The 21,525-nt window shown below is 71.2% G+C and carries 19 protein-coding genes; 10 read left to right on the top strand and 9 right to left on the bottom strand.

Annotated elements, in window-relative coordinates; all coding sequences use genetic code 11:
• Positions 1-105: 105 nt before the first annotated feature.
• Both AVL59_RS28025 and AVL59_RS28020 read left to right on the top strand, forming a co-directional pair.
• Positions 106-2,121, top strand: coding sequence for an NADPH-dependent 2,4-dienoyl-CoA reductase (locus AVL59_RS28025; RefSeq protein WP_067309740.1), 2,016 nt, complete (start codon positions 106-108; stop codon positions 2,119-2,121).
• A 30-nt stretch (positions 2,122-2,151) separates the two neighbouring features.
• On the top strand, positions 2,152-2,736 hold the full coding sequence (locus tag AVL59_RS28020) for a PadR family transcriptional regulator (RefSeq protein WP_067309737.1): 585 nt from the start codon (positions 2,152-2,154) through the stop codon (positions 2,734-2,736).
• Between the two features lie 79 nt (positions 2,737-2,815).
• Here AVL59_RS28020 and AVL59_RS28015 read toward each other — a convergent pair whose 3' ends face one another.
• Together AVL59_RS28015 and AVL59_RS28010 are read right to left on the bottom strand one after the other, a co-directional pair.
• Positions 2,816-3,367, bottom strand: coding sequence for a hypothetical protein (locus AVL59_RS28015; RefSeq protein WP_067309734.1), 552 nt, complete (start codon positions 3,365-3,367; stop codon positions 2,816-2,818).
• A gap of 192 nt (positions 3,368-3,559) precedes the next feature.
• The gene (locus AVL59_RS28010) at positions 3,560-4,540 is read right to left on the bottom strand and encodes a fibronectin type III domain-containing protein (RefSeq protein WP_067309732.1); all 981 of its coding nucleotides are present in this window, start codon (positions 4,538-4,540) and stop codon (positions 3,560-3,562) included.
• Between the two features lie 376 nt (positions 4,541-4,916).
• On the opposite strand from AVL59_RS28010, the gene AVL59_RS28005 reads away from it, so the two are divergent.
• Entirely contained in the window at positions 4,917-5,612 is a 696-nt protein-coding gene (locus AVL59_RS28005) for a glycoside hydrolase family 75 protein (RefSeq protein WP_067309729.1), read from the top strand.
• 105 nt (positions 5,613-5,717) lie between these two features.
• Here the strand turns inward: AVL59_RS28005 and AVL59_RS28000 are convergent, their stop codons facing one another.
• The 4 genes from AVL59_RS28000 to AVL59_RS27985 all read right to left on the bottom strand — a co-directional run bounded on the left by AVL59_RS28000 (position 5,718) and on the right by AVL59_RS27985 (position 9,326).
• The gene (locus AVL59_RS28000) at positions 5,718-6,128 is read right to left on the bottom strand and encodes a PTS-dependent dihydroxyacetone kinase phosphotransferase subunit DhaM (protein ID WP_067309726.1); all 411 of its coding nucleotides are present in this window, start codon (positions 6,126-6,128) and stop codon (positions 5,718-5,720) included.
• Positions 6,121-6,732 carry a dihydroxyacetone kinase subunit DhaL gene (gene dhaL, locus AVL59_RS27995; protein WP_067309724.1) on the bottom strand — a complete coding sequence of 204 codons (612 nt, stop codon included), beginning with the start codon at positions 6,730-6,732 and terminating at the stop codon, positions 6,121-6,123. The genes AVL59_RS28000 and dhaL overlap by 8 nt, the downstream gene beginning before the upstream one ends.
• 46 nt (positions 6,733-6,778) lie before the next feature.
• Positions 6,779-7,771, bottom strand: a complete 993-nt coding sequence (gene dhaK, locus AVL59_RS27990) for a dihydroxyacetone kinase subunit DhaK (protein ID WP_067309721.1) — start codon at positions 7,769-7,771, stop codon at positions 6,779-6,781.
• A 319-nt stretch (positions 7,772-8,090) separates the two neighbouring features.
• Positions 8,091-9,326, bottom strand: coding sequence for an MFS transporter (locus tag AVL59_RS27985; RefSeq protein WP_067309718.1), 1,236 nt, complete (start codon positions 9,324-9,326; stop codon positions 8,091-8,093).
• Positions 9,327-9,444: 118 nt separating this feature from the next.
• On the opposite strand from AVL59_RS27985, the gene AVL59_RS27980 reads away from it, so the two are divergent.
• Complete coding sequence (locus AVL59_RS27980; RefSeq protein WP_237281690.1) at positions 9,445-9,840, top strand: ArsR/SmtB family transcription factor; 396 nt, start codon at positions 9,445-9,447, stop codon at positions 9,838-9,840.
• Between the two features lie 91 nt (positions 9,841-9,931).
• Here the strand turns inward: AVL59_RS27980 and AVL59_RS27975 are convergent, their stop codons facing one another.
• Both AVL59_RS27975 and AVL59_RS27970 read right to left on the bottom strand, forming a co-directional pair.
• Complete coding sequence (locus tag AVL59_RS27975; protein ID WP_079147024.1) at positions 9,932-11,065, bottom strand: nitric oxide synthase oxygenase; 1,134 nt, start codon at positions 11,063-11,065, stop codon at positions 9,932-9,934.
• 168 nt (positions 11,066-11,233) lie between these two features.
• Positions 11,234-12,406, bottom strand: coding sequence for a globin domain-containing protein (locus AVL59_RS27970; protein ID WP_237281689.1), 1,173 nt, complete (start codon positions 12,404-12,406; stop codon positions 11,234-11,236).
• 1,587 nt (positions 12,407-13,993) lie between these two features.
• Here AVL59_RS27970 and AVL59_RS27965 point away from each other — a divergent pair.
• The 4 genes from AVL59_RS27965 (at position 13,994) to AVL59_RS27950 (ending at position 19,269) form a co-directional block, all read left to right on the top strand.
• On the top strand, positions 13,994-16,066 hold the full coding sequence (locus tag AVL59_RS27965; protein ID WP_067309715.1) for a flavin monoamine oxidase family protein: 2,073 nt from the start codon (positions 13,994-13,996) through the stop codon (positions 16,064-16,066).
• Complete coding sequence (locus tag AVL59_RS27960; RefSeq protein ID WP_067309712.1) at positions 16,063-17,892, top strand: alpha-keto acid decarboxylase family protein; 1,830 nt, start codon at positions 16,063-16,065, stop codon at positions 17,890-17,892. The genes AVL59_RS27965 and AVL59_RS27960 overlap by 4 nt, the downstream gene beginning before the upstream one ends.
• A gap of 46 nt (positions 17,893-17,938) precedes the next feature.
• Entirely contained in the window at positions 17,939-18,448 is a 510-nt protein-coding gene (locus AVL59_RS27955) for an inclusion body family protein (RefSeq protein ID WP_067309710.1), read from the top strand.
• 365 nt (positions 18,449-18,813) lie between these two features.
• Positions 18,814-19,269 carry an RpiB/LacA/LacB family sugar-phosphate isomerase gene (locus AVL59_RS27950; RefSeq protein ID WP_067309708.1) on the top strand — a complete coding sequence of 152 codons (456 nt, stop codon included), beginning with the start codon at positions 18,814-18,816 and terminating at the stop codon, positions 19,267-19,269.
• 108 nt (positions 19,270-19,377) lie between these two features.
• On the opposite strand, the gene AVL59_RS27945 is transcribed toward AVL59_RS27950, so the two are convergent.
• Positions 19,378-19,743, bottom strand: coding sequence for a DUF6479 family protein (locus AVL59_RS27945; RefSeq protein WP_208870459.1), 366 nt, complete (start codon positions 19,741-19,743; stop codon positions 19,378-19,380).
• A gap of 144 nt (positions 19,744-19,887) precedes the next feature.
• Between AVL59_RS27945 and AVL59_RS27940 the strand changes: the two genes are divergently transcribed.
• Entirely contained in the window at positions 19,888-20,262 is a 375-nt protein-coding gene (locus AVL59_RS27940) for a four-helix bundle copper-binding protein (RefSeq protein ID WP_067317857.1), read from the top strand.
• Positions 20,263-20,345: 83 nt separating this feature from the next.
• Positions 20,346-21,524 (top strand): acyl-CoA dehydrogenase family protein, encoded by a 1,179-nt coding sequence (locus AVL59_RS27935; RefSeq protein WP_067309703.1) that lies wholly within the window; start codon positions 20,346-20,348, stop codon positions 21,522-21,524.
• Position 21,525: the final 1 nt, after the last annotated feature.

The raw sequence follows: 21,525 nt of genomic DNA, 5'->3' as shown, positions 1-21,525 counted from the left end.
GTTACAGAGTGATGGGGCTCACCTCGATGCGGTTATGCAACTAGTTGCACAATGAGTTCGGGGTCCTCTACAACAGAGACGACCACACCGCGCACGGAGGGCCCGATGAGCCGATACCCGCACCTGATGTCCCCGCTCGACCTGGGCTTCACCACGCTGCCCAACCGCGTGCTCATGGGTTCCATGCACGTCGGTCTGGAGGAGGCCGAGCGCGGCTTCGAGCGCATGGCGGCGTTCTACGCGGCCCGGGCACGCGGGGGAGTGGGTCTCATCGTCACCGGCGGTATCGCGCCCAACGACGAGGGCCGGCCGTACGAGGGCGGTGCCAAGCTCACCACCGAGGCGGAGGCCGAGCGGCACCGGGTCGTCACCGAGGCCGTGCACCGCGAGGGCGGCCGGATCGCGATGCAGATCCTGCACTTCGGCCGGTACGCCTATCACCAGGACCTGGTCGCCCCGAGCGCCCTGCAGGCCCCGATCAGCCCCTTCGTACCCCGCGAACTCACCGACGCCGACATCGAGCGGACCATCGACGACTACGCCCGCGCCGCCCGCCTCGCCCGGCAGGCCGGCTACGACGGTGTCGAGATCATGGGCTCCGAGGGCTACCTCATCAACGAGTTCATCGCCGCGCAGACCAACCGGCGCGAGGACCGCTGGGGCGGCTCGTACGAGAACCGGATGCGCCTGCCCGTCGAGATCGTCCGGCGGGTGCGCGAGGCCGTCGGCGAGGACTTCATCATCGTCTACCGGCTCTCCATGCTGGACCTGGTCCCGGGCGGGTCCTCTCTGGAGGAGGTCGTCACCCTTGCCAAGGCCGTGGAGGCCGCCGGGGCGACGATCATCAACACCGGCATCGGCTGGCACGAGGCCCGTATCCCCACCATCGCCACCTCCGTGCCGCGCGGCGCGTACACCTGGGTCACCAAGAGGCTCATGGGCGAGGTCTCCGTGCCCCTGGTGACCACCAACCGCATCAACACCCCCGAGGTGGCCGAGGAACTGCTCGCCGGCGGACACGCGGACATGGTGTCCATGGCCCGCCCGATGCTCGCCGACCCCGACTTCGTCGCCAAGGCCGCCGCCGGGCAGCCGGAAGCCATCAATACGTGCATCGGCTGCAACCAGGCCTGTCTGGACCACACCTTCAGCGGCCAGATCACCTCCTGCCTGGTCAACCCGCGCGCCTGCCACGAGACGGAACTGGTGCTCACCCCGACGCGGCGGCGCAAGCGCGTCGCCGTCGTGGGCGCGGGCCCGGCCGGACTCGCCTGCGCCGTCAGCGCGGCCGAACGCGGCCACGAGGTCACCCTGTTCGACGCCGCGAGCGAGATCGGCGGCCAGCTGAACGTGGCTCGCAAGGTCCCCGGCAAGCAGGAGTTCGACGAGACGCTGCGCTACTTCCGCCACCAGCTCGACGCGCACGGCGTGGCCGTACGCCTGGACACCTGGGTCACCGGCGCGGACCTGGCCGACTACGACGAGGTCGTCGTCGCCACCGGCGTCACCCCGCGCACCCCCGACATCCCCGGCGTCGACCACCCGCGTGTCCTCGGTTATCTCGACGTCCTGCGCGACGGCGCCCCGGTCGGCGACCGCGTCGCCATCCTCGGCGCCGGCGGCATCGGCTTCGACGTCGCCGAGTACCTCACCGACGGCGGTGACAAGGCGAGCGAGGACCCGAAGACGTACTTCCGGAACTGGGGCGTCGACATGGACTACGCGGCACCCGGCGGCCTCGCGGCCCCGGAGCGGCCCGCCCCGCCGCGCACGGTCCACCTGCTGCAGCGCAAGACCACCAAGGTCGGCGCCGGACTCGGCAAGACGACCGGCTGGATCCACCGCACCGAGCTGAAGCACCGCGGCGTGACCATGGTCCCGGGCGTGCGCTACGACCGGATCGACGACGCGGGCCTGCACATCACCGTGGGCGAGGAGAGCACGGTCCTGGAGGTCGACACCGTCGTGCTGTGCACCGGCCAGGAGCCGCGCCGCGGTCTGTACGAGGAGCTGGTGGCCGCCGGCCGCAGCGCGCACCTGATCGGCGGCGCCGACGTCGCGGCCGAACTGGACGCCAAGCGGGCCATCAAGCAGGGCACCGAGCTGGCGGCGGCGCTGTAGGGGTCGTGGGCGCGTCCCTAGGATGAGTTCATGTCACTCCCGCACGCCATCCTCACCGCCCTGCTGGAGAAGCCGTCGTCGGGCCTGGAGCTGACCCGCCGGTTCGACAAGTCGATCGGCTACTTCTGGTCCGCGACGCACCAGCAGATCTACCGCGAGCTGGGCAAGCTGGAGGCCGAGGGCCACATCCGTACCCTGCCGGCCGAACAGCCGGCCCGCGGGCAGAAGAAGCGCTACGAGGTCCTGTCCGCGGGCCGTGCCGAGCTGGCCCGCTGGACCGCCGCCGCGCAGGACCCCAAACCGCAGCGGGACGTGCTGCTGCTGCGGCTGCGCGCCGCGGCGGTGGTCGGCACGGCGGGCCTCGCGGCCGACCTGCGCCGCCATCTGGAGCTGCACCAGCGCCAGTTGACCGAGTACGAGGAGATCGAGCGGCGCGACTTCCCGCCGGACCGGGACGCTCCGCAGGACCGGCTGCGTCATCTGGTGCTGCGGGCGGGCATCGATCTGGAGACCTTCTGGACGCAGTGGCTCACCCACGCCCTGAAGGAGTTCGCCGAACTGCCGGGCGGAACACGGGAACCGGGACCGGAGGCGGCGAGGGGTACGTCCGACTGAGGGCCGGAGCCCGTCCGGGCCCGGATCCCGTCGCGCGCCTTTGGCGGATCGCCGCACCCGGCGGCCCGCCGCCGTCGCCTCAGAGCCGGTACGGCTTCGAACGGCGGCGCAGGAACCAGGCCGTGGCGATGATGCCGGTGCCCACCAGGGCCGCGCCGACGCCCAGGGTGAGCGGGCCGTAGTCGCGGGTCGTGCCGCCGACGCCGCCCATCACGCCTCGCGCGGGCGCGGCCTTGGACGTCGAGGCGATCGTGGGGGCGGCGGGCACGGCGGGCGTGGCGGAGACGATCACGGACTGGGAACCGGCGGTGGAGCCGTTGGAGCAGACCACGACGACCGTGTACGTCCCCGGGCTCACTCCCGACCAGGCCGCGGACTGGCTGATCGTCGTGCCCGACAGGGCCGTCTGCCGGCCCTGGGCGAAGCTCGTCTGGCTGCCGCCCAGGAGTGAGGCATTGCCCCAGCTGCCGTTGTTCAGCGTGCATGAGCTGGTGACGACCGAGACCGTGGACCCGGTCGTGCTGACCGAGATTCCCGAGGCCGCGGCGGACGGCCCGGCGAGCGGGGCCGGGAGTGCGGCGGCGGCCGCCAGAGTCAGGCCGGAGCGGAGGAGGAGTCGGGAGTTTCGCATTGGCTGCCCTCCGGCGGCACGGTTGGCGGTACGTCCCATGCGCCGCCGAGGGTCGGGAAGCGTCCGTGCGCCTCCATCGCAGCAAAAGCGTCCGCGCTCCGGGCCGCACCCGGGGTGCGGCCGACCGGGTGACGGATTCCTCCGTCCGGTGCAGGTGGGCCCGCCGCCGGGGCCCGTGCCCGCCGCCCGCTGTCAGCCGCCCGCGCCCGTGGTCACCGTGCGCTCCGCCGAGAACCCGCCCCAGGTGCCGTCCGGCAGCCGCGCCCGCAGCCGCACCCGGTGTTCGGACTCCGCGTCCTGCCCGACGTAGAAGCTGTAGCGGGCCCGGCCGCGCGGCGGGTCGCCGCCCCACACCAAGGAGGTGGCCGCGGCGCCGTCGAGCTGGATCTGGTACTCCGTGATCACCCCGTCCACGCGCGGCGGATCCCAGGAGAGATCCAGGTAGTACGCCCCCGCCGACCGGTGGGTCGTCGCCGTGAAGGCGGTCGGGGCGGTGTCCCGGCCGTCGTCGGAGCCCGGCGTGGCGAGGCGGACGGGCGCGCTCGCGGGCGAGAGGTTGTCGGCCGCGTCCCTCGCCCGCACGGTGAAGACGTAGTGGCTGCCGGGCCGCAGCCCGGTGATCACGGTCGCGGTCTGGTTCCCGCCGACACTGTGGATCTTCGCACCGCCCTGGTAGACGTCGTACGACACCACGCCCCGGTCGTCCCGGGAGGCGGCCCAGGACAGCTGGACCGCCCGGCTGCCGACCGCCCGCCCGGCCGGCTCCAGCGGGCGGGTCGGGGCCGAGCGGTCCGCCGCCACTTCGACGGGCGTCCGCGCCCGCACCTCTCGGCTCGGCGGCCCCAGCCGGCCGTCCGAGTCCCGGGCCCGCACGGTGAAGACATACACGGTGGACGGCCTGAGCCTGGTGACGTCCACCATGTGTTGCGAGCCCGGTACTTCCGTGACCTTTGTCGAGCCGCGATACACCTCATAGGTGCGGACCCCGGGATCGTCGGCGACCGCGTTCCACATCACGTGCACGGTGGTGGCGCTTCCGGCCGCCGCGGTGACGCCCGTCGGAGCCCCGGGCGCGCGGCCGCCGTCGCCATCGGTCGCGCCGCTCCAGCCGCAGGACGCGACCAGTGTCAGAGCCGCGCAGATCAGGAACGGCGGCAGGGGAACGCGTCGCACGGCTCTGCCTCCCGGGGGACGGCATCACGGCAAAGGTCCGGACCAATATGCCCGGCTGGTACGTCCGGGGCAAGGGGGCCGTGTTGGTCGCCGCGCGGAAGAGTTACGTATGCTGAGGTCTCCCTGAGGCTGAACTCCCCGGGAAGACCGAGGAGTTCGTGCCCGAGGCGCGGAAACGCTGTCGTCGCCGGACCCGCGCCGACACGGGTGGCCGGGAGGCCCGGGCCGACACAGGCTCAGGCCCCCGGCCCCTGTTGTCATCTCATAGGGCGTCAGGATGATGCTCCATCCGGCCCCATCGGGGGTGGCCGTACGCGCAGGTCCGCACCACATTGGGCATGGTTCCGGAATGTACCCAAAGAGAGGGTTTCCCAGAGTGCGTGTCCAGTCGCTGACGCTGGTCGCGGCCAGCGCCGCCCTGCTCGCCCCCGCCGCGCTTTCCGCCGCCGCGGTCCCGCCCCCGGAGGGACCGTTCGCCCACAACGAGGGTGCCGTGACCGCCGCCGACCTGCTGGCCCGGATGCACACATGTGCCCAGGTCTCCCGGGGCCGGTACCGCACGGACGACGGCGCTCCCGCGAACGTCCGCGTCTGCGGCACCCGCGAGGCGGTGTTCTGGAAGGCCGACCTGGACGTCGACTGCGACGGACGGCCCACTGCCCGCTGCAACCCCCGCACCGACCCGTCCTTCACGGCCGCCACCGCGTTCCAGCAGCCCGACGACCGCCACCTGAGCGCCGAGTTCGTGCCCTACATCGTGATCCCGGCACCGAGCGGCATCTGGGACCACCGGGCACACGGCATCGGGGGCGGCTCCGTGGCGGCCGTGATCTACCGGGGCCGGGTGCAGTTCGCCGTCGTCGGCGACACCGGCCCCCGCGGACTCATCGGCGAGGCCTCCTACGCCACGGCCCGGGGCCTCGGCATCCGCCCCGACCCGAGCCTCGGCGGAGCGGCCTCCGGCGTCACGTACATCGTCTTCAAGGGCCCGCGGGTCACACCCGTCGAGGACCGCCGGGCGGCCGAGGCGGAAGGGGAGCGGCTGGCCCGGCAATTCCTGGGGGCCGGGTGACACCCGGGGCGGTCGTGCGCCCCGTCGGGCCACCGGGCCGCACCCTCGGCCCACCGAGGTGAAGAGCGCGGGTCCAGGGGGCCGCGGCCCCCTGGGGTGGTCGCCTCACACCTTCCGGTAGCCGTACGCCTCCACGGCCGCGGCCTCCACCGTGTCCAGGTCCGCCCCCGTGGCCGCCGTCACGACCGCGGCCACCGCACCCTCGAGGAACGGCGCGTCCACCAGCCGTGCGCCGTCCGGAAGTTCCCCCTCTTCGGCGAGCAGCGCCTTCACGGTGAGCACCGCGCTGCCGAGGTCGGCGATGAGGGCGACCCCGACTCCCCGGTCCACGGAGGCCGCCGCTGCGGAGATCAGCTCGGCGCTGGTGCCGAGCCCGCCGTCCTCGGTGCCGCCCGCCGGGGCGACCAGCACCGCCTCGGCCCCACCCGCCAGCCCCTTCGCCAGCGCGCCGACGGAGGCCGCGACCTCCGCGCTGTGCGAGACCAGCACGATCCCGACGAACTTGTCGTCACTCACCCGAGGCCCCCGTAGCCGCTTCGGCGAGTCCGGCGATCAACAGGGCCGAGGAGGTGGCCCCCGGATCCTGGTGGCCGATGCTGCGCTCGCCGAGATAGCTGGCCCGGCCCTTGCGCGCCTGCAGGGGGGTGGTGGCCACCGCACCCTCCTCGGCGGCCGCCCGCGCCGCGGCGAAGCCGTCGCCGAGCGCGTCCACGGCCGGCACCAGGGCGTCGATCATGGTCTTGTCGCCGGGCGCCGCACCGCCCAGCGCCATCACGCCGTCCACGCCCGCTCGCAACGCCTCGGCCAGCTGCTTCTCGCTGACCTCGGCGGCGTCCCCGAACGCCTTGCCGGCCCGGCGCAGCAGCGTGCCGTACAGCGGCCCGGACGCTCCGCCGACCGTCGAGATCAGCCGCCGCCCGGCCAGGGTCAGCACGGCCCCCGGCGTGTCCGGCGCCTCTTCCTCCAGGGCGGCCCGGACCGCGGAGAACCCGCGCTGCATGTTGCTGCCGTGGTCGGCGTCCCCGATGGCCGAGTCGAGCGCGGTGAGCCGCTCCGCCTCCCGGTTCATGGACGTGGCGGTCGCCGTCATCCAACGGCGGAAGAAATCGGCGTCGAGCACTGGATCTCCTTGCATGGTAGAGGTGTCGGCCGCTTCGTCCGCCGTATCACATCCCCCAGCGCAGCGCCGGGGTCTTCACCGGTGCGTCCCACAACCGCAGCAGTTCCTCGTCGACCTGGCACAGCGTGACCGAGGCGCCCGCCATGTCGAGGGAGGTGACGTAGTTGCCGACGAGCGTGCGGGCCACGGTCACGCCCCGCTCGCCGAGCACCCGCTGCACCTCGGCGTTGAAGCCGTACAGCTCCAGCAGCGGGGTGGCGCCCATGCCGTTGACCAGGACGAGCACGGGGTTGCGCGGGGGCATGTCCTCCAGGATGGCGTGCACGGCGAAGTCGGCGATCTCCCCGGAGGTCATCATGGCCCGCCGCTCCCGGCCCGGTTCGCCGTGGATGCCGATGCCCAACTCCAGCTCGCCGGAGGGCAGGTCGAAGGTGGGGGAGCCCTTGGCCGGGGTGGTGACGGCGCTCAGCGCGACACCGAAGCTGCGGGAGTTCTCGTTCACCTGGCGGCCGACGGCCTCCACCCGCTCCAGCGGCTGCCCCTCGGCCGCGGCGGCCCCCGCGATCTTCTCCACGAACAGGGTGGCACCGGTGCCGCGGCGCCCGGCCGTGTAGAGGCTGTCGGTGACCGCCACGTCGTCGTTGACCAGCACCTTCGCGACCTGGATGCCCTCGTCCTCGGCGAGTTCGGCCGCCATGTCGAAGTTGAGCACGTCCCCCGTGTAGTTCTTCACGACGAACAGCACGCCGGCCCCGCTGTCGACGGCGGCCGCGGCCCGGGCCATCTGGTCCGGCACCGGCGAGGTGAACACCTCTCCGGGGCAGGCGGCCGAGAGCATGCCCGGACCGACGAATCCGCCGTGCAGCGGCTCGTGCCCCGACCCGCCGCCGGAGACGAGTGCGACCTGTCCGGCCACGGGAGCGTCCCGGCGGACGATCACGCGGTTCTCCACGTCCACGTTCAGCTCAGGATGAGCGGCCGCCATACCGCGCAGCCCATCCGCGACCACGGTCTCCGGGACGTTGATCAGCATCCTCATCTGTGTCTCCTAAGAAGCTAGCAGTGCATCTCTGACCTGTGTCTTCCCTGGTCAAGCCGGGTTCGGCCGGTCATTGACCCCGGCGGTACGACTGATGCTGAACCAAGAACGCCGACCTTACTGACGGGTCATCAGGCATCTCGGGGTCCGCTTGATGACAGACGAAGGGAGTCCTGTTCCTCAGTATCGGCCCTGCGGCGGCGAAGGTCATCCTCCGCCGCAGGCGAGAGTCGGTGCCGTGTCCCGCAGGAGCCGTGTGCAGGGAGGGCGAGGCGGTCCCGGCCGTGCTGCGAGATCGCTGCGGCGGCACCGGTTCGTGTCACAGGGCCTCCGGAACCCGGTCACGGCAGGCGACGACCAGCACGCCGCCGATGACGGCGAGGGTCAGCAGGACGGTCCCGAAAACGGTCGCGCCGTCGGTCAGGCCGATGGCGTCGCTGAGATAGCCCGCCGAGACCGGCAGCAGACCCGCGGGGAGGTAACCGCCCACGTTGAGGGCGGCGTTGGCCTCGGCGAGCCGCTGTGCGGGGACGGCGGAGTTGAGCAGGGAGAGGCCGCCCAGCTGACCCAGGCCCTGACCGGCTCCGGCCAGCAGCGCGGAGGCGAGGAGCGCGGGGGCGGACGCGCCGCGCACCGCTGTGACGAGCGCGGCCATGCCGAGGGCGGTGCAGGCCGCTCCGGTGGTCAGGATCGTGCGCCTGCGCAGCCGCTGCGCGGCGAACTGCACCCCGGTGGCGGTCAGGAACATGGTGAACGCCATGGCGCCGGCGACGATCCGGCTGCTGGTGCCGAGCAGACCGGACAGCAGGGAGGGGCCGAGCGAGAGCACGAAGGACGTCGCGGTGATGCCGGGGGCGAACACGGCGATGCCGAAGGTGAGTTGCGTTCCGTTGCCGCGGGGCACGCCTGGTACGCGGATCCAGGCGCCCGATTCCGGCGCGGCGGGGCGCGGCAGGGGCATGCGCAGCACGACGAGGACCGCGGTGGCGAGCAGTGCCGTTTCCACGACGAAGACGGTGACGGTGGGGGCGGGCAGGGTCTCGGACAGGATGCCGGCGACAAGTGGTCCGAGACCGGCTCCGAAGACCATCGCGCAGGAGGCGAGCAGAGCCGCGAGCCGCCTGCGCGCGGGACCGGCCACGTCGGTCACCGCCGCCATGCCCGCGGAGACCACGGCGCCCACGGCGACCCCCGTGAACAGCCGGGCGACGATCAGGGCCGGCACGCTGGACGCGGTCGCGAAGGTCAGGCAGGCGGCCAGGGCGAGCCCGAGCGCGGGCAGCAGGACGGGCTTGCGGCCGATCCGGTCGGAGAGCACGCCGCAGACGAGCAGGGATCCGATCAGACCGACGATGTAGAAGGCGAAGACGACCGTCAGGGTGCCCTTGGAGAACCCGATGTCGCGCTGCCACAGCACGTACAGCGGTGTCGCCGCGTTGGACAGGACGAAGACCGCGGTCACCGGCCAGGCGGCCAGCCACACCCACCAGGTGGGGGCGGCGGTGCGGTGCGGCGCGCTCCTCGCGCTCACGGGTGCCGTTCGGCTCTCGGGCATGACAGATCCCCTCCGCGTGTGCGGTGTGAGCACACGCTCTGCAGTACGAGTTTTCTCGAACATAGCATCATGTACGATCGAAGTCGTACAAGGGATTTCGGGTCACGAGGAGTTGCCCATGCCGTCGACGATGCGCACCGTGCGGGCGCAGGCACCGGCCGCCAAGGTGCTGCCGGAACCCGAAGGGCTGCCCGAGCCCCTGCCGGAACCGGCGGTGGAGGACCTGCGTCTGGAGAGCGTGCTGGCCGCGCTGAGCGATCCGCTGCGCCTGTTCATCGTGCGCAAACTCCTGCTGGAGTCGGAGCGGTTCGACCACACCTGCGGCTGGTTCGGCCTCGACCGCCCCAAGTCCTCGCTCACCCACCACTTCAAGGCGCTGCGCGAGGCGGGCGTCACCCGGCAGCGTCAGTACGGCCTCGAGCGCCGCAGCCAGGTCCGCGTCACGGACCTGAACGCCCGCTTCCCCGGCCTCCTGGATCTGGTCGCGGCCTGGACGCCGCCGGACGGGACCTGAGGGCCGGGAGCTCGGCGAAGCCCCGGGACATGCGGCTCCCCGTTTCTGGCGCGCGTCGGCGTGAACTGCGCTGACGCCGCCGAGTGCCCTCTCAGGCCGCGCCGTAGGGGCATCCCTCCGGCGCCCCTGTGGTCCGGTGCACGAAGGCCGGCCGCAGGTCGGGATCCTCGGGGTCGTAGTAGCGGTGGAACACCGCGGTCGCCCCTCCGGACAGGGGCGGGACGATCCAGCTCCAGTCGGTCGGCACCGGGCGCCCGTGCCGCCTCTCGCGGTCCACGTGGGCGAGGAACCGCTGCGACTCCGTGTGGTGGTCGGCCATGGTCACCCCCGCCTGCTCGTAGGAATGCAGGACCGCCAGGTTGAGCTCGACCAGGGCGCGGTCCCGCCACAGGGTGCGCTCGTTGCGGGTGTCGAGGCCGAACAGTTCGGCGACGGCGGGCAGCAGGTTGTAGCGGTCGGCGTCGGCGAGGTTGCGCGAGCCGATCTCGGTGCCCATGTACCAGCCGTTGAAGGGCGCGGCCGGGTACGTGACCCCGCCGATCTCCAGCGACATGTCGCTGACGGCCGGCACCGAGTACCAGCGCAGACCGAGGCCGGCGAACCCGGGATGGCGCGGATGCGTCAACGGCACCTCCAGCACGGCGTCCTCGGGCACCTCGTAGAACTCCGGGGTCAGGCCGGAGGAGGGCTGCACCAGCAACGGCAACACCTCGAAGGGGGCCTCGCCGCCCTTCCAGCCCAAGTACCTGGCCAGCGCCACCCGGTGGGCGCTGCGCGGGTCGTCCGCATAGCGCACCAACTGCTCGCCCAGCAGCGTGGCGGCGGGACGGCCGGGGCGATCGGGGGCGAAGACGCTGATGACCGGCCGGATGCGGCCTCCGTTGGTCGCGATCCGCAGATGCTCGAAGCACTCACGGGCGATGTCGTCGGGATGCGTGACGTGGCGCAGGTCCCGCACGATCAGGTTGTTCCAGTAGAGCCGGCCTATGCAGCGTGCCGCGTTGCGCCAGGCCACCCGCGCGCCGAACGCCACCTCCGCCGGGGTGTGTTCGTACGTGCCGAAACGCTCCACCTCCGCGGTGACCTCCGCGAGCCGCCGGCGCGGATCGCCGTCGCCCGGGTTCTCGGCGGCGTACTGGCGGATGAACACCTCGGCGGCCGCCAGTACGGCCTCGTGCGCCGACGGGCGGCGCCGAGCTGGTTCGGACGAAGGGGGGAGTTGCACCGGGTTCTCTCCTGCTCGGGGTCTGGTGCTCACACGGGCCCGGCGCGTCGGCGGTGGTCCGGCGGCCGCTCGGCCGGGAGCGGACGGGGCGAAGCCGAGTCCGGCGGGCGGGCGCGGCACGCGAGTCACCGCACGGCCGGGGCGGGTCGGCCGGATCGGGCCGGACGCTCAGTCCTCGGGCGGTTCCCGCAACTGCCGGGGCAGTAAAGCGGCCTCGAGTGCGGGCACGTCGAAGGGGTCGAAATGGATCCGCTCCTGCGGGATACCCTGCCGGGCCAGGGTGGCGCTGGCCTGCGTGACCATGTCCACCGGCCCGGAGAGGAACGCCTCGTGCCGGTACCACGGCCCGAACTCGTTCAGCACCCTCGGCAGGGTGCCCTCCAGCCCCGCGATGCGTTCGTTCGACACCGCGGCCCGCACAGAGAGCCAGTGGTGCCGCTGGGACATCCTGAGCATGTCGTCCAGGCCGTAGAGCTCCTCGGCGGTCCGCGCGCCGACGAAGACGTCGACGTAGCGCTCCTTCCCGGTGCGGACCGCGTCCTCGACCAGGGCCTTGATGGGGGCCATGCCGGTTCCACCGGCTACGCACACCAGATCCCGGTCGGTGCGCGGGTCGAGCGTCATGTCGCCCTGAGTGGGTCCGAGCCGCACCACGTCCCCGGGCCTGGCGCTGTAGACCAGGCCCTGGCTGACCTGGCCCTGGGCGACCGCACGCACGTGGAAGGTCACGGTGTTGTCCGGTCGCGGCGCGTGCGCGGGTGAGTAGTAGCGCCACGCCTTGGGGTGCCAGGGCGTCTCCACGCTCGCGTACTGGCCCGCCGTGTACGGGTAGGGCGCGTCGGGCCGCACGGTGATTTCCGCGATGCCATGGCCGCGGTGCACGTGGTGGATGATCTCCGCCTCCCACACCGCGGGCGCCGTGCGGGCGTCCTCCCTCGCGGCGTGCATCATCACCTGCGCGACGACGCCGTATCCGTGCGTCCATGCGGCGGCCAGCTCCGGGCTCCACGCCGGGCCGGCGTAGCGGGCCAGGGACGCGAGCAGGCACTCGCCCACCGCGGGGTAGTGGCCGTCCAGCGCCCCGAACTTGCGGTGGTCGCGACCGAGCCGGCCGCAGAACCGGATCAGGTTCTCCGGATCGTCGACGAGGTCGACGATCCGCAGCAGCCCGCGCAGCAACCGGTCGCGCTGGACGTCCAGGTTGTCCGGGAAGAGCCCGCGCACCTCGGGGTAGCGAGCGAACAGAATGGCGTAGAAATACACCGTCATGTCCGCTGCGTGCGGGCCGACCACGGCCACGCTCGCGCGCATCAGGGCGATTTCCTCCGCGGTCAGCGGCACGAGGTCCGGCAGCGGACTCGGCGCCGGGGGTGAGGGACTGGAAGGAGGCGCTGCTGATTCCGGTGACTGCGCCGTGGCATCCGCTGCGTCACGGCGTCCTCGCGACGCACGGGAGAATATCACCGGGCGCCTCCCGCTTCAGATTGAATCGTCATCACCATGAGGGAAATTCAGTGTCAGAACAGTAGGGAGCGGGACCGCCGCGACCGCTGCACAACCGGTCGCGACTGCCGGGGACAGGCCGATGGCCGGCACAGGGTTCCGCTGTGCCGGATGCCCGTCCAGCACCCAGAAAGGGTCCGCCATTCGGCTGTGGTGCCGTCACGATACGACGCCACGGATCAACTCGGCCGCACACGGGCGACTTGGGAACGGACGGGGCGGAACTCCCTGGGACGTCCTGCCGTTCGGTGGCGATCGGCAGGAACGCATTCACCCTAATACACAATCTTCACCCGTCAACCAAAGGGCAGGCACGACCTCACCGCCGCTCGCGCGCTTTCGCCCCACAGGCCGGCCTGTGACGCGTATGTGTGGCGCCGAGAAGGGGGAATCGACGCGAAACGGACCGGAGGAAGCGTGTGGAACCGGCCGGAATCAGACCCCGGTGCGGCTGCCGGAGACTCCCGGGAATCCGCGTCCATTTCTGCCTGTGGGGTGTCGAAGCCCGCTCCGCATTGTCACCCGAAGCCAGTCGGTTTCGGGGACTGCGGTAGATTCAGAAGGCATGACTCATGACAGCGTAATACCGGGTGAATTCACCGAGCTGAACGTGATCTCTGTCGGTAAATCCGGATAACCGGGGCACTCGGGTTCCTGGGCTGCGGTCCCGCCCTGGGAAGTCCGCGCCCTCTGGCGGACCGGCGTCCCGGCGCCGCCGCCTCGGCCGGATGCATCGCGCCGCCGGGTTCCCTGGCACAGCCGGTCATCCGCCGGCCTGTCGTGTTAGGAGCTCTTGGCGGCCCAGGGCACCTCGTCGGAGTGGTCGGCCCGGGAACGGTCCGGATTCTGGCCCGTGCGGGCCTTGGGGCGGTGGCGTGGCAAGTGGTCGCGGCTTCACGCGTCGGTCGTGCTCCTGTTCGGTCCGCCGCCGTACCAGCTGTGTGATCTTGCGGTCGGTGCATGCGAGCCGGACCGGCGCTCCTTCCGGCGACTCGCAGACAATCGCGCCCTGTCACAGGGCGGCAGCCGGCATTCAGGGTCGTCGAATTCACGTTCGATGAATGCACCTTCGGTGGCTGGGGTGCTGACCGCCCGGCGGTGACGTGGCGCCGGTCAAGCACACGTTGGCCGGATGCACATGCGAACGTCGCTGATCGGTCGGTCAGTTGAGGCGGTGGGGTGACGGTTTTTGTGTCGGATCGGTGGGCGGGGTCGGCGCATCCTCGCCTCATGGGCTTCACATTCCATGAGTGAATTGTTATTTCATTCGCATCCGGCTTCCCTTCCGTCCCTCTGGGATCTCCCGCCTTCTCGCCGAGAATTCCGGCAAGTAGAAATCGCGCCACCCATTCCTGTCGGTAGTTTCAGGACTTTGTGTTCGGGGTGAACCGCGAAACCGTTTCGGCATATCTACGATCGCAGGCTATGACCGACACTCCACGGGAAAACTCCGCCACCCGTGCCCGCTGGCAGACCTGTCTCAGGCTCGCCCGTGAACTCCTCCTCGTCGGACCCGACGGCAAAGACCTCAAGCTCGAATATCTGCACGCTCTGATAGACACGGGCCGCCTCGGTACCACCCGTCACCCCCGCAAGAAGGTCCTCGTCATCGGCGCCGGCATCACCGGCCTCGTCGTCGGCCGGCTGCTCAAGGACGCCGGGCACGACGTCACCATCCTCGAGGCGAACGCCAACCGCGTCGGCGGGCGCATCAAGACCTTCCGCACCACCAAGCACCAACAGCCTTTCGCCGACCCGGCCCAGTACGCCGAGGCCGGGGCCATGCGGCTGCCCGACTTCCACCCGCTCGTCCTCGCCCTGGTCGACAAACTGGGGCTCGGCCGACGCCAGTTCTACAACGTGGACGTCGATCCCCACACCGGCAGCGGTCCCGACGTGCCCGTCCCTCCGGTGACGTACACCTCCTTCACCGGCCGGACGTGGACGTACGGCGACGACAGCCCGGACTTCGCCGAACCCGACAAGCGCGGCAACTCCTGGATCCGCACCAACCGCGTCCAGGTGCGGCGCGCCGACTACGCCGCCGGTCCCGAGCGGATCAACGAGGGCTTCCACCTCACCGACGACGAGGTCCGCGCCCCCGTCGCGCGGATGGTGGACGAGGCGCTGGAGAGCGTGCGCGACTACTACTCCGACGTCGTCGACGGCAAGCGGGTCAACAAACCCTTCGACGAGTGGGTCGAGGGCTGGGCGCGGGTGATCCGCGACTTCGACGGCTACTCGATGGGCTCCTTCCTGCGCGACCGCGCCGGGCTCAGCGACGAGGCCGTCGAGGCCCTCGGAACCCTGGAGAACATGTCCTCGCGGCTCTACCTCTCCTTCTTCCACAGCTTCCTGAGCCGCAGCGACATCAACCCCGACGTCCGCTACTGGGAGATCCCCGGCGGCAGCTGGCGCCTGCCGCACGCCCTGTACCAGGGCCTGCGCGACGAGGTGCGGCTCGGCCAGCGCATGATCCGCCTCGAATACCACGACCCCAGCCGCGACACCGACCCCGACGGCACCGGGGCGGTCGGACCCGACGGGTGGGGCGTGGCCGTACAGACCGTCGACGAGGAGGACCCGAAGGAGCTGCCCCGTCTGTGGACGGCGGACCTGGCGGTCGTCACCATCCCGTTCTCCTCGCTGCGCTTCGTGGAGATCGTCCCCTCGATGTCGTACAAGAAGCGCCGCGCCATCATCGAGACCCACTATGACCAGGCCACCAAGGTGCTGCTCGAATTCAGCCACCGCTGGTGGGAGTTCACCGAGGACGACTGGCGCGACACGCTGGACGGCATCGCGCCCGGCCTGTACGAGTACTACCGGCGGGGGCCCGAGGCGGACACCGAGACCCTGTCCGTGCCCACGCTGCCCGAGCCGGAGGCCGGACTGCTCGGCGCCGCCGTCAAGGACAGCCTCGTCACCGAGGAGATGCGGCGGATCGACGGCGGTCTGCCGCTGCGCGGCCCCGCCGTCCGGCCCGCCACCCACTGCTTCGGCGGGGGCTCCGCCGCCGACAACCCCAACCGGTTCATGTACTACCCCTCGCACCCGATCGCGGACAGCATGGGCGGCGGCGTCGTCCTCGCCTCGTATTCCTGGTCCGACGACGCCGCACGCTGGGACTCCATGCCGAAGGCGGAGCGCTACCTCTACGCCCTGCGCAACCTCCAGGCCGTGCACGGCCGGCGCATCGAGGTGTTCTTCACCGGCCGGGGCGCCACCCAGAGCTGGGCCCGCGACCCGTACGCCTTCGGCGAGGCCGCCATCTACACCGCGCACCAGATGACCAGCTTCCACCTGGACGTCTCCCGGCCCGAGGGCCCGGTGCACTTCGCCGGCGAGCACACGTCCCTCAAGCACGCCTGGATCGAGGGCGCCCTGGAGAGCGCCGTCCGCGCCGCCCTCGCCGTCCATCAGGCCCCACCGGTCACCGACAGGAAAGTTTCGGAGCAGGACGTCTCGGGTGCGGACCGGGAAGGGGAGACCTCGTGAGCGCGATCACCCCTGCTTGCACGGTCGCCCGCTATCTCGCCCTGCGGCTGGCCGAGTTGGGCATCACCCATCTGTTCGGCGTCCCCGGCAACCACCTCGGCCCGTTCCTCACCACCCTGCGGGCCGAGGGCGACATCGAGTGGGTCGGCACTCCGACCGAGGGCGGCGCGGGCCAGGCCGCCGACGCCTACGCCCGCATCCACGGCGTGGGCGCGGCGGCGGTGACGTACAGCGTGGGCGCGTTCAACCTGCTCAATGCCTGCGGCGGCGCGTACGTCGAGCAGGTCCCGCTCATCGCCGTCAACGCCTGCCCGCCCTACGAGCAGTGGCAGAACTTCCGCGCCGTCGGGCTGCTCACCTCGCACATGAGCCCCCGCGCCGAGAGCAACCTGGACGTCTACCGGCAGGTCACCGTGGACGCACAGGTCATCTCCCACCCGGGCCTGGCGCCCGCACAGATCGACACCGCGCTCACCGCGTGCGTCTCCGAGCGCCGGCCGGTCTATCTGGAGGTCATGGAAGACCTGTGGGACGAGCCCTGCCCTGAGCCGACGGAGCCGATCGTCCGCCGCGAACGGCCTTTCAGCGAGCGCAACCAGAGCATGCTGGACCAGGCCGTGCAGGCGATCCTCACCCTGATCGAGGAGCACCCCGGCCCGGACGGCAGGCCCCGCCCGATCGTGTGGGCCGGCGAGGAGATCGACCGGTACCGGCTCGGCGGGGAACTCATCGACCTGGTGGAGGCCACGGGCGTACCGTTCTGCACGACCGTCGGCGCCAAGGCCGTCGTCGACGAGGACCTGCCGCAGTTCCACGGCGTCTACAACGGCAAGGCCAGTCACCCGGACGTGTACGCGATCTTCAAGGACTGGGCCACCTGCCGGATCGGGCTCGGCGCCTGGTCCACGTCGAAGAACCTCAACGGCGAGCAGAGCGTCGGCACCGACTGGGTGATGGCGGCGCACGGCGGCGTCAGCGTCGGCACCTCCTACTTCCCCGACGTCCAGCTCGCCCAGTTGCTGCCCGCCGTCCAGGATGCGCTGGTGAAGGCCTACGGCTTCGAGGGCCTGTCCGCGGACTACTACGCCGAGTCCTACAGCTACCGGGGAGCGCGGGACGACCGCCCCGCCGGCCTGGCGCAGTACCGCGCCTCGCTGAGCGTCAGCGGTGCGCGGACCCGGGACGCCGAACGGCTCACGTACGACGGCGTGTTCGACCGGGTCAACCACTTCCTGGGCCAGGAGACCACGGACGACTGGACGGTCGTGTCCGACGCCGCGTTCTCCCTCATCGGCTCGATGAACCTGTCCCTGTCCGCGGGCGGCTTCCTGTCCCAGATCAGCTGGCTGTCCATCGGCTGGTCGGTCGGTGCGGCCACCGGCGCCGCGCTCGCCCCGGAACGCGAGGGCGCCCGCCCGATGGTGTTCGTCGGCGACGGCGCCTTCCAGGAGACCTGCCAGGAGATCTCCACGCACACCCGGCTCGGGCTGCGCTCGGTGGTGTTCGTCCTGGACAACGGGTCTTTCTACGGCATCGAGCAGATGCTTGTGCACCCGGCCTACTACGCCGGACAGGACCCCGCCGAGCCGGACTTCTACAACGTCCTGCACCCCTGGCACTACGACCGCCTCGCGGCCGTCTTCGCCGGCCAGGACACCCCGGCGAGCGGCCTCAGCGTCGCCCGCCCCGCGGAGCTGGACGACCTGCTGGCCCGCCTCGGCGACCCGCGCGACCCGGTCAACGCCGGACCCCTCCTGGTCCGCGTCCGCCTTGACCGGCACGACTATCCGCGAGCCATGGCGTACAAGGTGCCGAAAACCTCGTGACCGAAACTCTCGTATCAGAAAATGTCGAAACCCGAGGGGGAATGAAATGGCTGATCTGAACGTATTGATCGCCTTCGACGCGGCCACGATCGTCGAGCAGAATCCGGGCGCGTCGCGGAATCCCGACGCGCCGACCTACGTCGACCAGAGCCTGATCTACATGACGACGCGGCACGACCACATCGTCGGCACGTCGGGCGCCGAGCTGAATCTGCGGGCCGAGCCCGGGGACACCATCCGGTGGCGGGAGACGACGGTGTCGCTGGGCAGCGACTACAAGGCGCTGCTGTACCGGTACGTGAGCAGCGACCGCGACCACACGCTCATCAGGACGCCGGAGATCGAGGTGGTCGACGGCGTCTATCCGCTGCCGCGGGAGGGCAGCGAGGGCAGTCCGGATTTCGTGACGCAGAAGTACCAGGACCACTACTGGCGCACCACGGTGAAGAGCGTCGGCAAGGTCGTGTACCACTTCTACTTCCAGATCCTCGACCGGCACCGGCAGTTGAAGGGGTACTTCCAGTGGGACCCCTTCATCACCATCGAGGACTCCTGACGGTCCGGTCGTGAAAGGGCGGCGGCGCGGTCACCGCCGCCGCCCTTTCACGGTGCACGGCCTTCCGCCGCTGCGCAGTACCGTCGGGTCATCGCTCGCCAGGCGGGGAATCACGCGTCTCTCGACGACGTACGCAGTACACGCTGGAACATTCTTCCTGTCGGGTGGGGGTTGGTTCGAGTTCCGGGCCAACCGGTCCATGAGGGCGGCCCTCGTGCGGGGGCGGGGAACCGGCCCGTCGGCTGCCCTCCAGGCACAGCGTGAGGCGTCGGATAGGGTCGCTGCCGAGAGCTGAAGAAACCGATGTCCGCAAGAGATGTCACCAAGCCTTCGAGGCTCCCCTGCATGGGAGGCTAGAGCCGCGCATGAAGATCTCCGTCTCCTCCGACATGGACGAACCCGTGGCCCGTCTCCTCGTCGAGGAGCTGCGCCGGCGTGGCCACGAGGTGCGTGCGCACGGTGCGCTGCGGCCCGGTGCCGACCCGCGGTGGGCGGTCTGCTCGGAAGCGGCCGCCCGTGACGTCGCCGAGGGGGTGGCCGATCAGGCGGTCGTGTGCTGCTGGACCGGGACCGGTGCCTCCATCGCGGCGAACAAGGTGCCGGGCGTCCGTGCGGCGCTGTGCACGGACGCCGCGACGGCCGAGGGCGCGCGGCGCTGGAACGACGCGAACGTCCTGGCTCTCGGCCTGCGGCTCACCTCCGCGCCGGTGCTGGCGGAGATCCTCGACGCGTGGTTCGCGGCCGAGCCCAGTGAGGATCCGGACGACGTGCGCAATGTGGCCCGCGTCGACCGCCTCGACGCCGCCAGGAAGGCTTCCTAGCGGCGCATGGCGGTCCGGCGCGGGCCGGGGCGGGTCGTTCGCTCGATGCCGTGAGTTCGGTGTCCCGTCGTGTCGGGTGTCCCGTCGTGTCGGGTGTCCGGTGGGGGTTCAGTGGGCGCCGAGTCCGCCGCCGCCGAACGAGCCGCTCGATCCCTTGCTCCAGCGCGGGCGGTCCTTCGAGTCGCTGGGCCTGGTGTCCATGTTGGTGAGCTCGTACGGGGTCAGCGCGCGACCGCCCTTGGGGATCAGGGGAACCTCCTGGGATTCCCTGTTCTCCCGGATCTCGTGCACCGCGCCACCGGGCGGCAGGTGCGGCTGCTCGTCGGGACGCGGCCGGGGCGGCTCGCGGTACTTGATGCGGGAGTTCATCCAGAAGCCGCCGGCGAGCAGCGCCAGGACGCCCATGGCCACCACGAAGAACACGAGGCCCATCAGGCCGCTTGCCGCGGCCAGCTGCATCTGTGCGGTATCCATAGGACAGGAATACCCCGCCCAGAACGGGACGAACCGGACACCCTGGGTGGCCGGGTGTCCACGTGGGGCGACCTGGCTCCGATCGCCGCGGCTCGGGGCCCGGTGCGGGCGTTTGCGCCGGCCCGGCCCGGATACCCGGGCGGCGTGACTCCACCGACTTCGCAGCAGCAGGTCTACCGGTTCCTGGAGGACCGCTTCCTGTGCGCCCAGGCGTGCACGGAGTGTGCCAGAGCGTGTGCGGTACGTACCAGCCTCCTGGTCCCGGACGGCACCGAGGACCGTGACCGGGTACGCCGACTGGGCATCATGTGCGCCGAGGTCTGCGAGGCGACCTGCCGGATGCTGTCCGAGGAGAACCGCCAGGACGAGGAGGGGATCAGGGTCCAGCTGCGATGGTGCCGCTCGGTCTGCCTCCAGTGCGCGCACGCCCTCGACGGGCAGTCCGGCGCCGAATCGGCCGCCGGGGCGTGCCGGTCCTGCGCCGGGGCGTGTGCGGACTTCATGGTGAGCCTGAACTGAGCCGTGGCACGCCATTCCCAATTTCTGGAACACGTTCTACGGTGTGCGCCGTCAGGACCGCCCTTGGGGACCCTGGAGGCGCCGTGCACCTCGACCACACGCCCGAGCAGCAGCGACTGCGCAGCGAACTGCGCACCTACTTCGCGCGGCTGGTGCCGACCGGCGCCCAGGCCCGGTACGCCGACCCGGCCGCGCAGAAGCGGTTCTACCGCGAGACCATCCGGCGGCTCGGCACGGACGGCTGGCTCGGCGTGGGCTGGCCGAAGGAGTACGGCGGGCGCGGGTTGACGGCGATGGAGCAGTTCATCTTCTTCGACGAGGCCGCGCAGGCCGGCGTACCGCTGCCCCTGATGGCGCTGAACACGGTCGGCCCGACCCTCATGCGCTTCGGCACCGAGGAGCAGAAGGCGTACTTTCTGCCCCGCATCCTCTCCGGCGAGATCGACTTCGCGATCGGCTACAGCGAGCCCGACGCGGGCACCGATCTCGCCGCGCTGAAGACGCGGGCCGTACGTGACGGCGACGAGTACGTCGTGAACGGGCAGAAGATCTGGACCACCAACGGCGACACCGCGGACTGGGTGTGGCTGGCCGTGCGCACCGACCCCGCGGCGCCGCCGCACAAGGGCATCACCATGCTCCTGGTGCCGACCTCCGACCCGGGCTACTCCTGCACCGTCATCAACACGCTCGCCTCGCACGACACCACGGCCAGCTACTACGAGGACATCCGCGTCCCCGTCGCGCGCCGGGTGGGCGAGGAGAACCAGGGCTGGCGGCTGATCACCAACCAGCTCAACCACGAGCGGGTCACCCTCGCCGCCCACGGCACCATGGCGATCCGCGCCCTGCACGACGTGCAGCGCTGGGCGATGGAGACCAAGCTCGCCGACGGCCGCCGGGTGGTCGACCTGCCCTGGGTGCGCCGACTGCTCGCCCGGACCCACACCCGGCTGGACGCGATGAAGCTCCTCAACTGGCAGATGGTGACGGCCGTCCAGGAGGGCACCCTGACCCCGCAGGACGCCTCCGCGGTCAAGGTCTACGGCTCCGAGGCCCGACGCGACGCCTACGCCTGGCTCATGGAGGCCGTCGCCGCCGCCGGACCGCTGAAGGAGGGCTCGGCCGGCGCCGTCCTGCACGGCGAGCTGGAGCGCGGCTACCGCTCGGCGGTGATCTTCACCTTCGGCGGCGGCAACAACGAGATCCAGCGGGAGATCATCTCCTGGATCGGTCTGGGGATGCCCCGGGTGCGGCGTTAGC

Origin of the sequence: Streptomyces griseochromogenes, assembly GCF_001542625.1 — a bacterium.
In the GTDB taxonomy this organism is placed as follows: Bacteria; Actinomycetota; Actinomycetes; order Streptomycetales; family Streptomycetaceae; genus Streptomyces; species Streptomyces griseochromogenes.
This window is presented reverse-complemented; position numbering and strand designations above follow the sequence as displayed.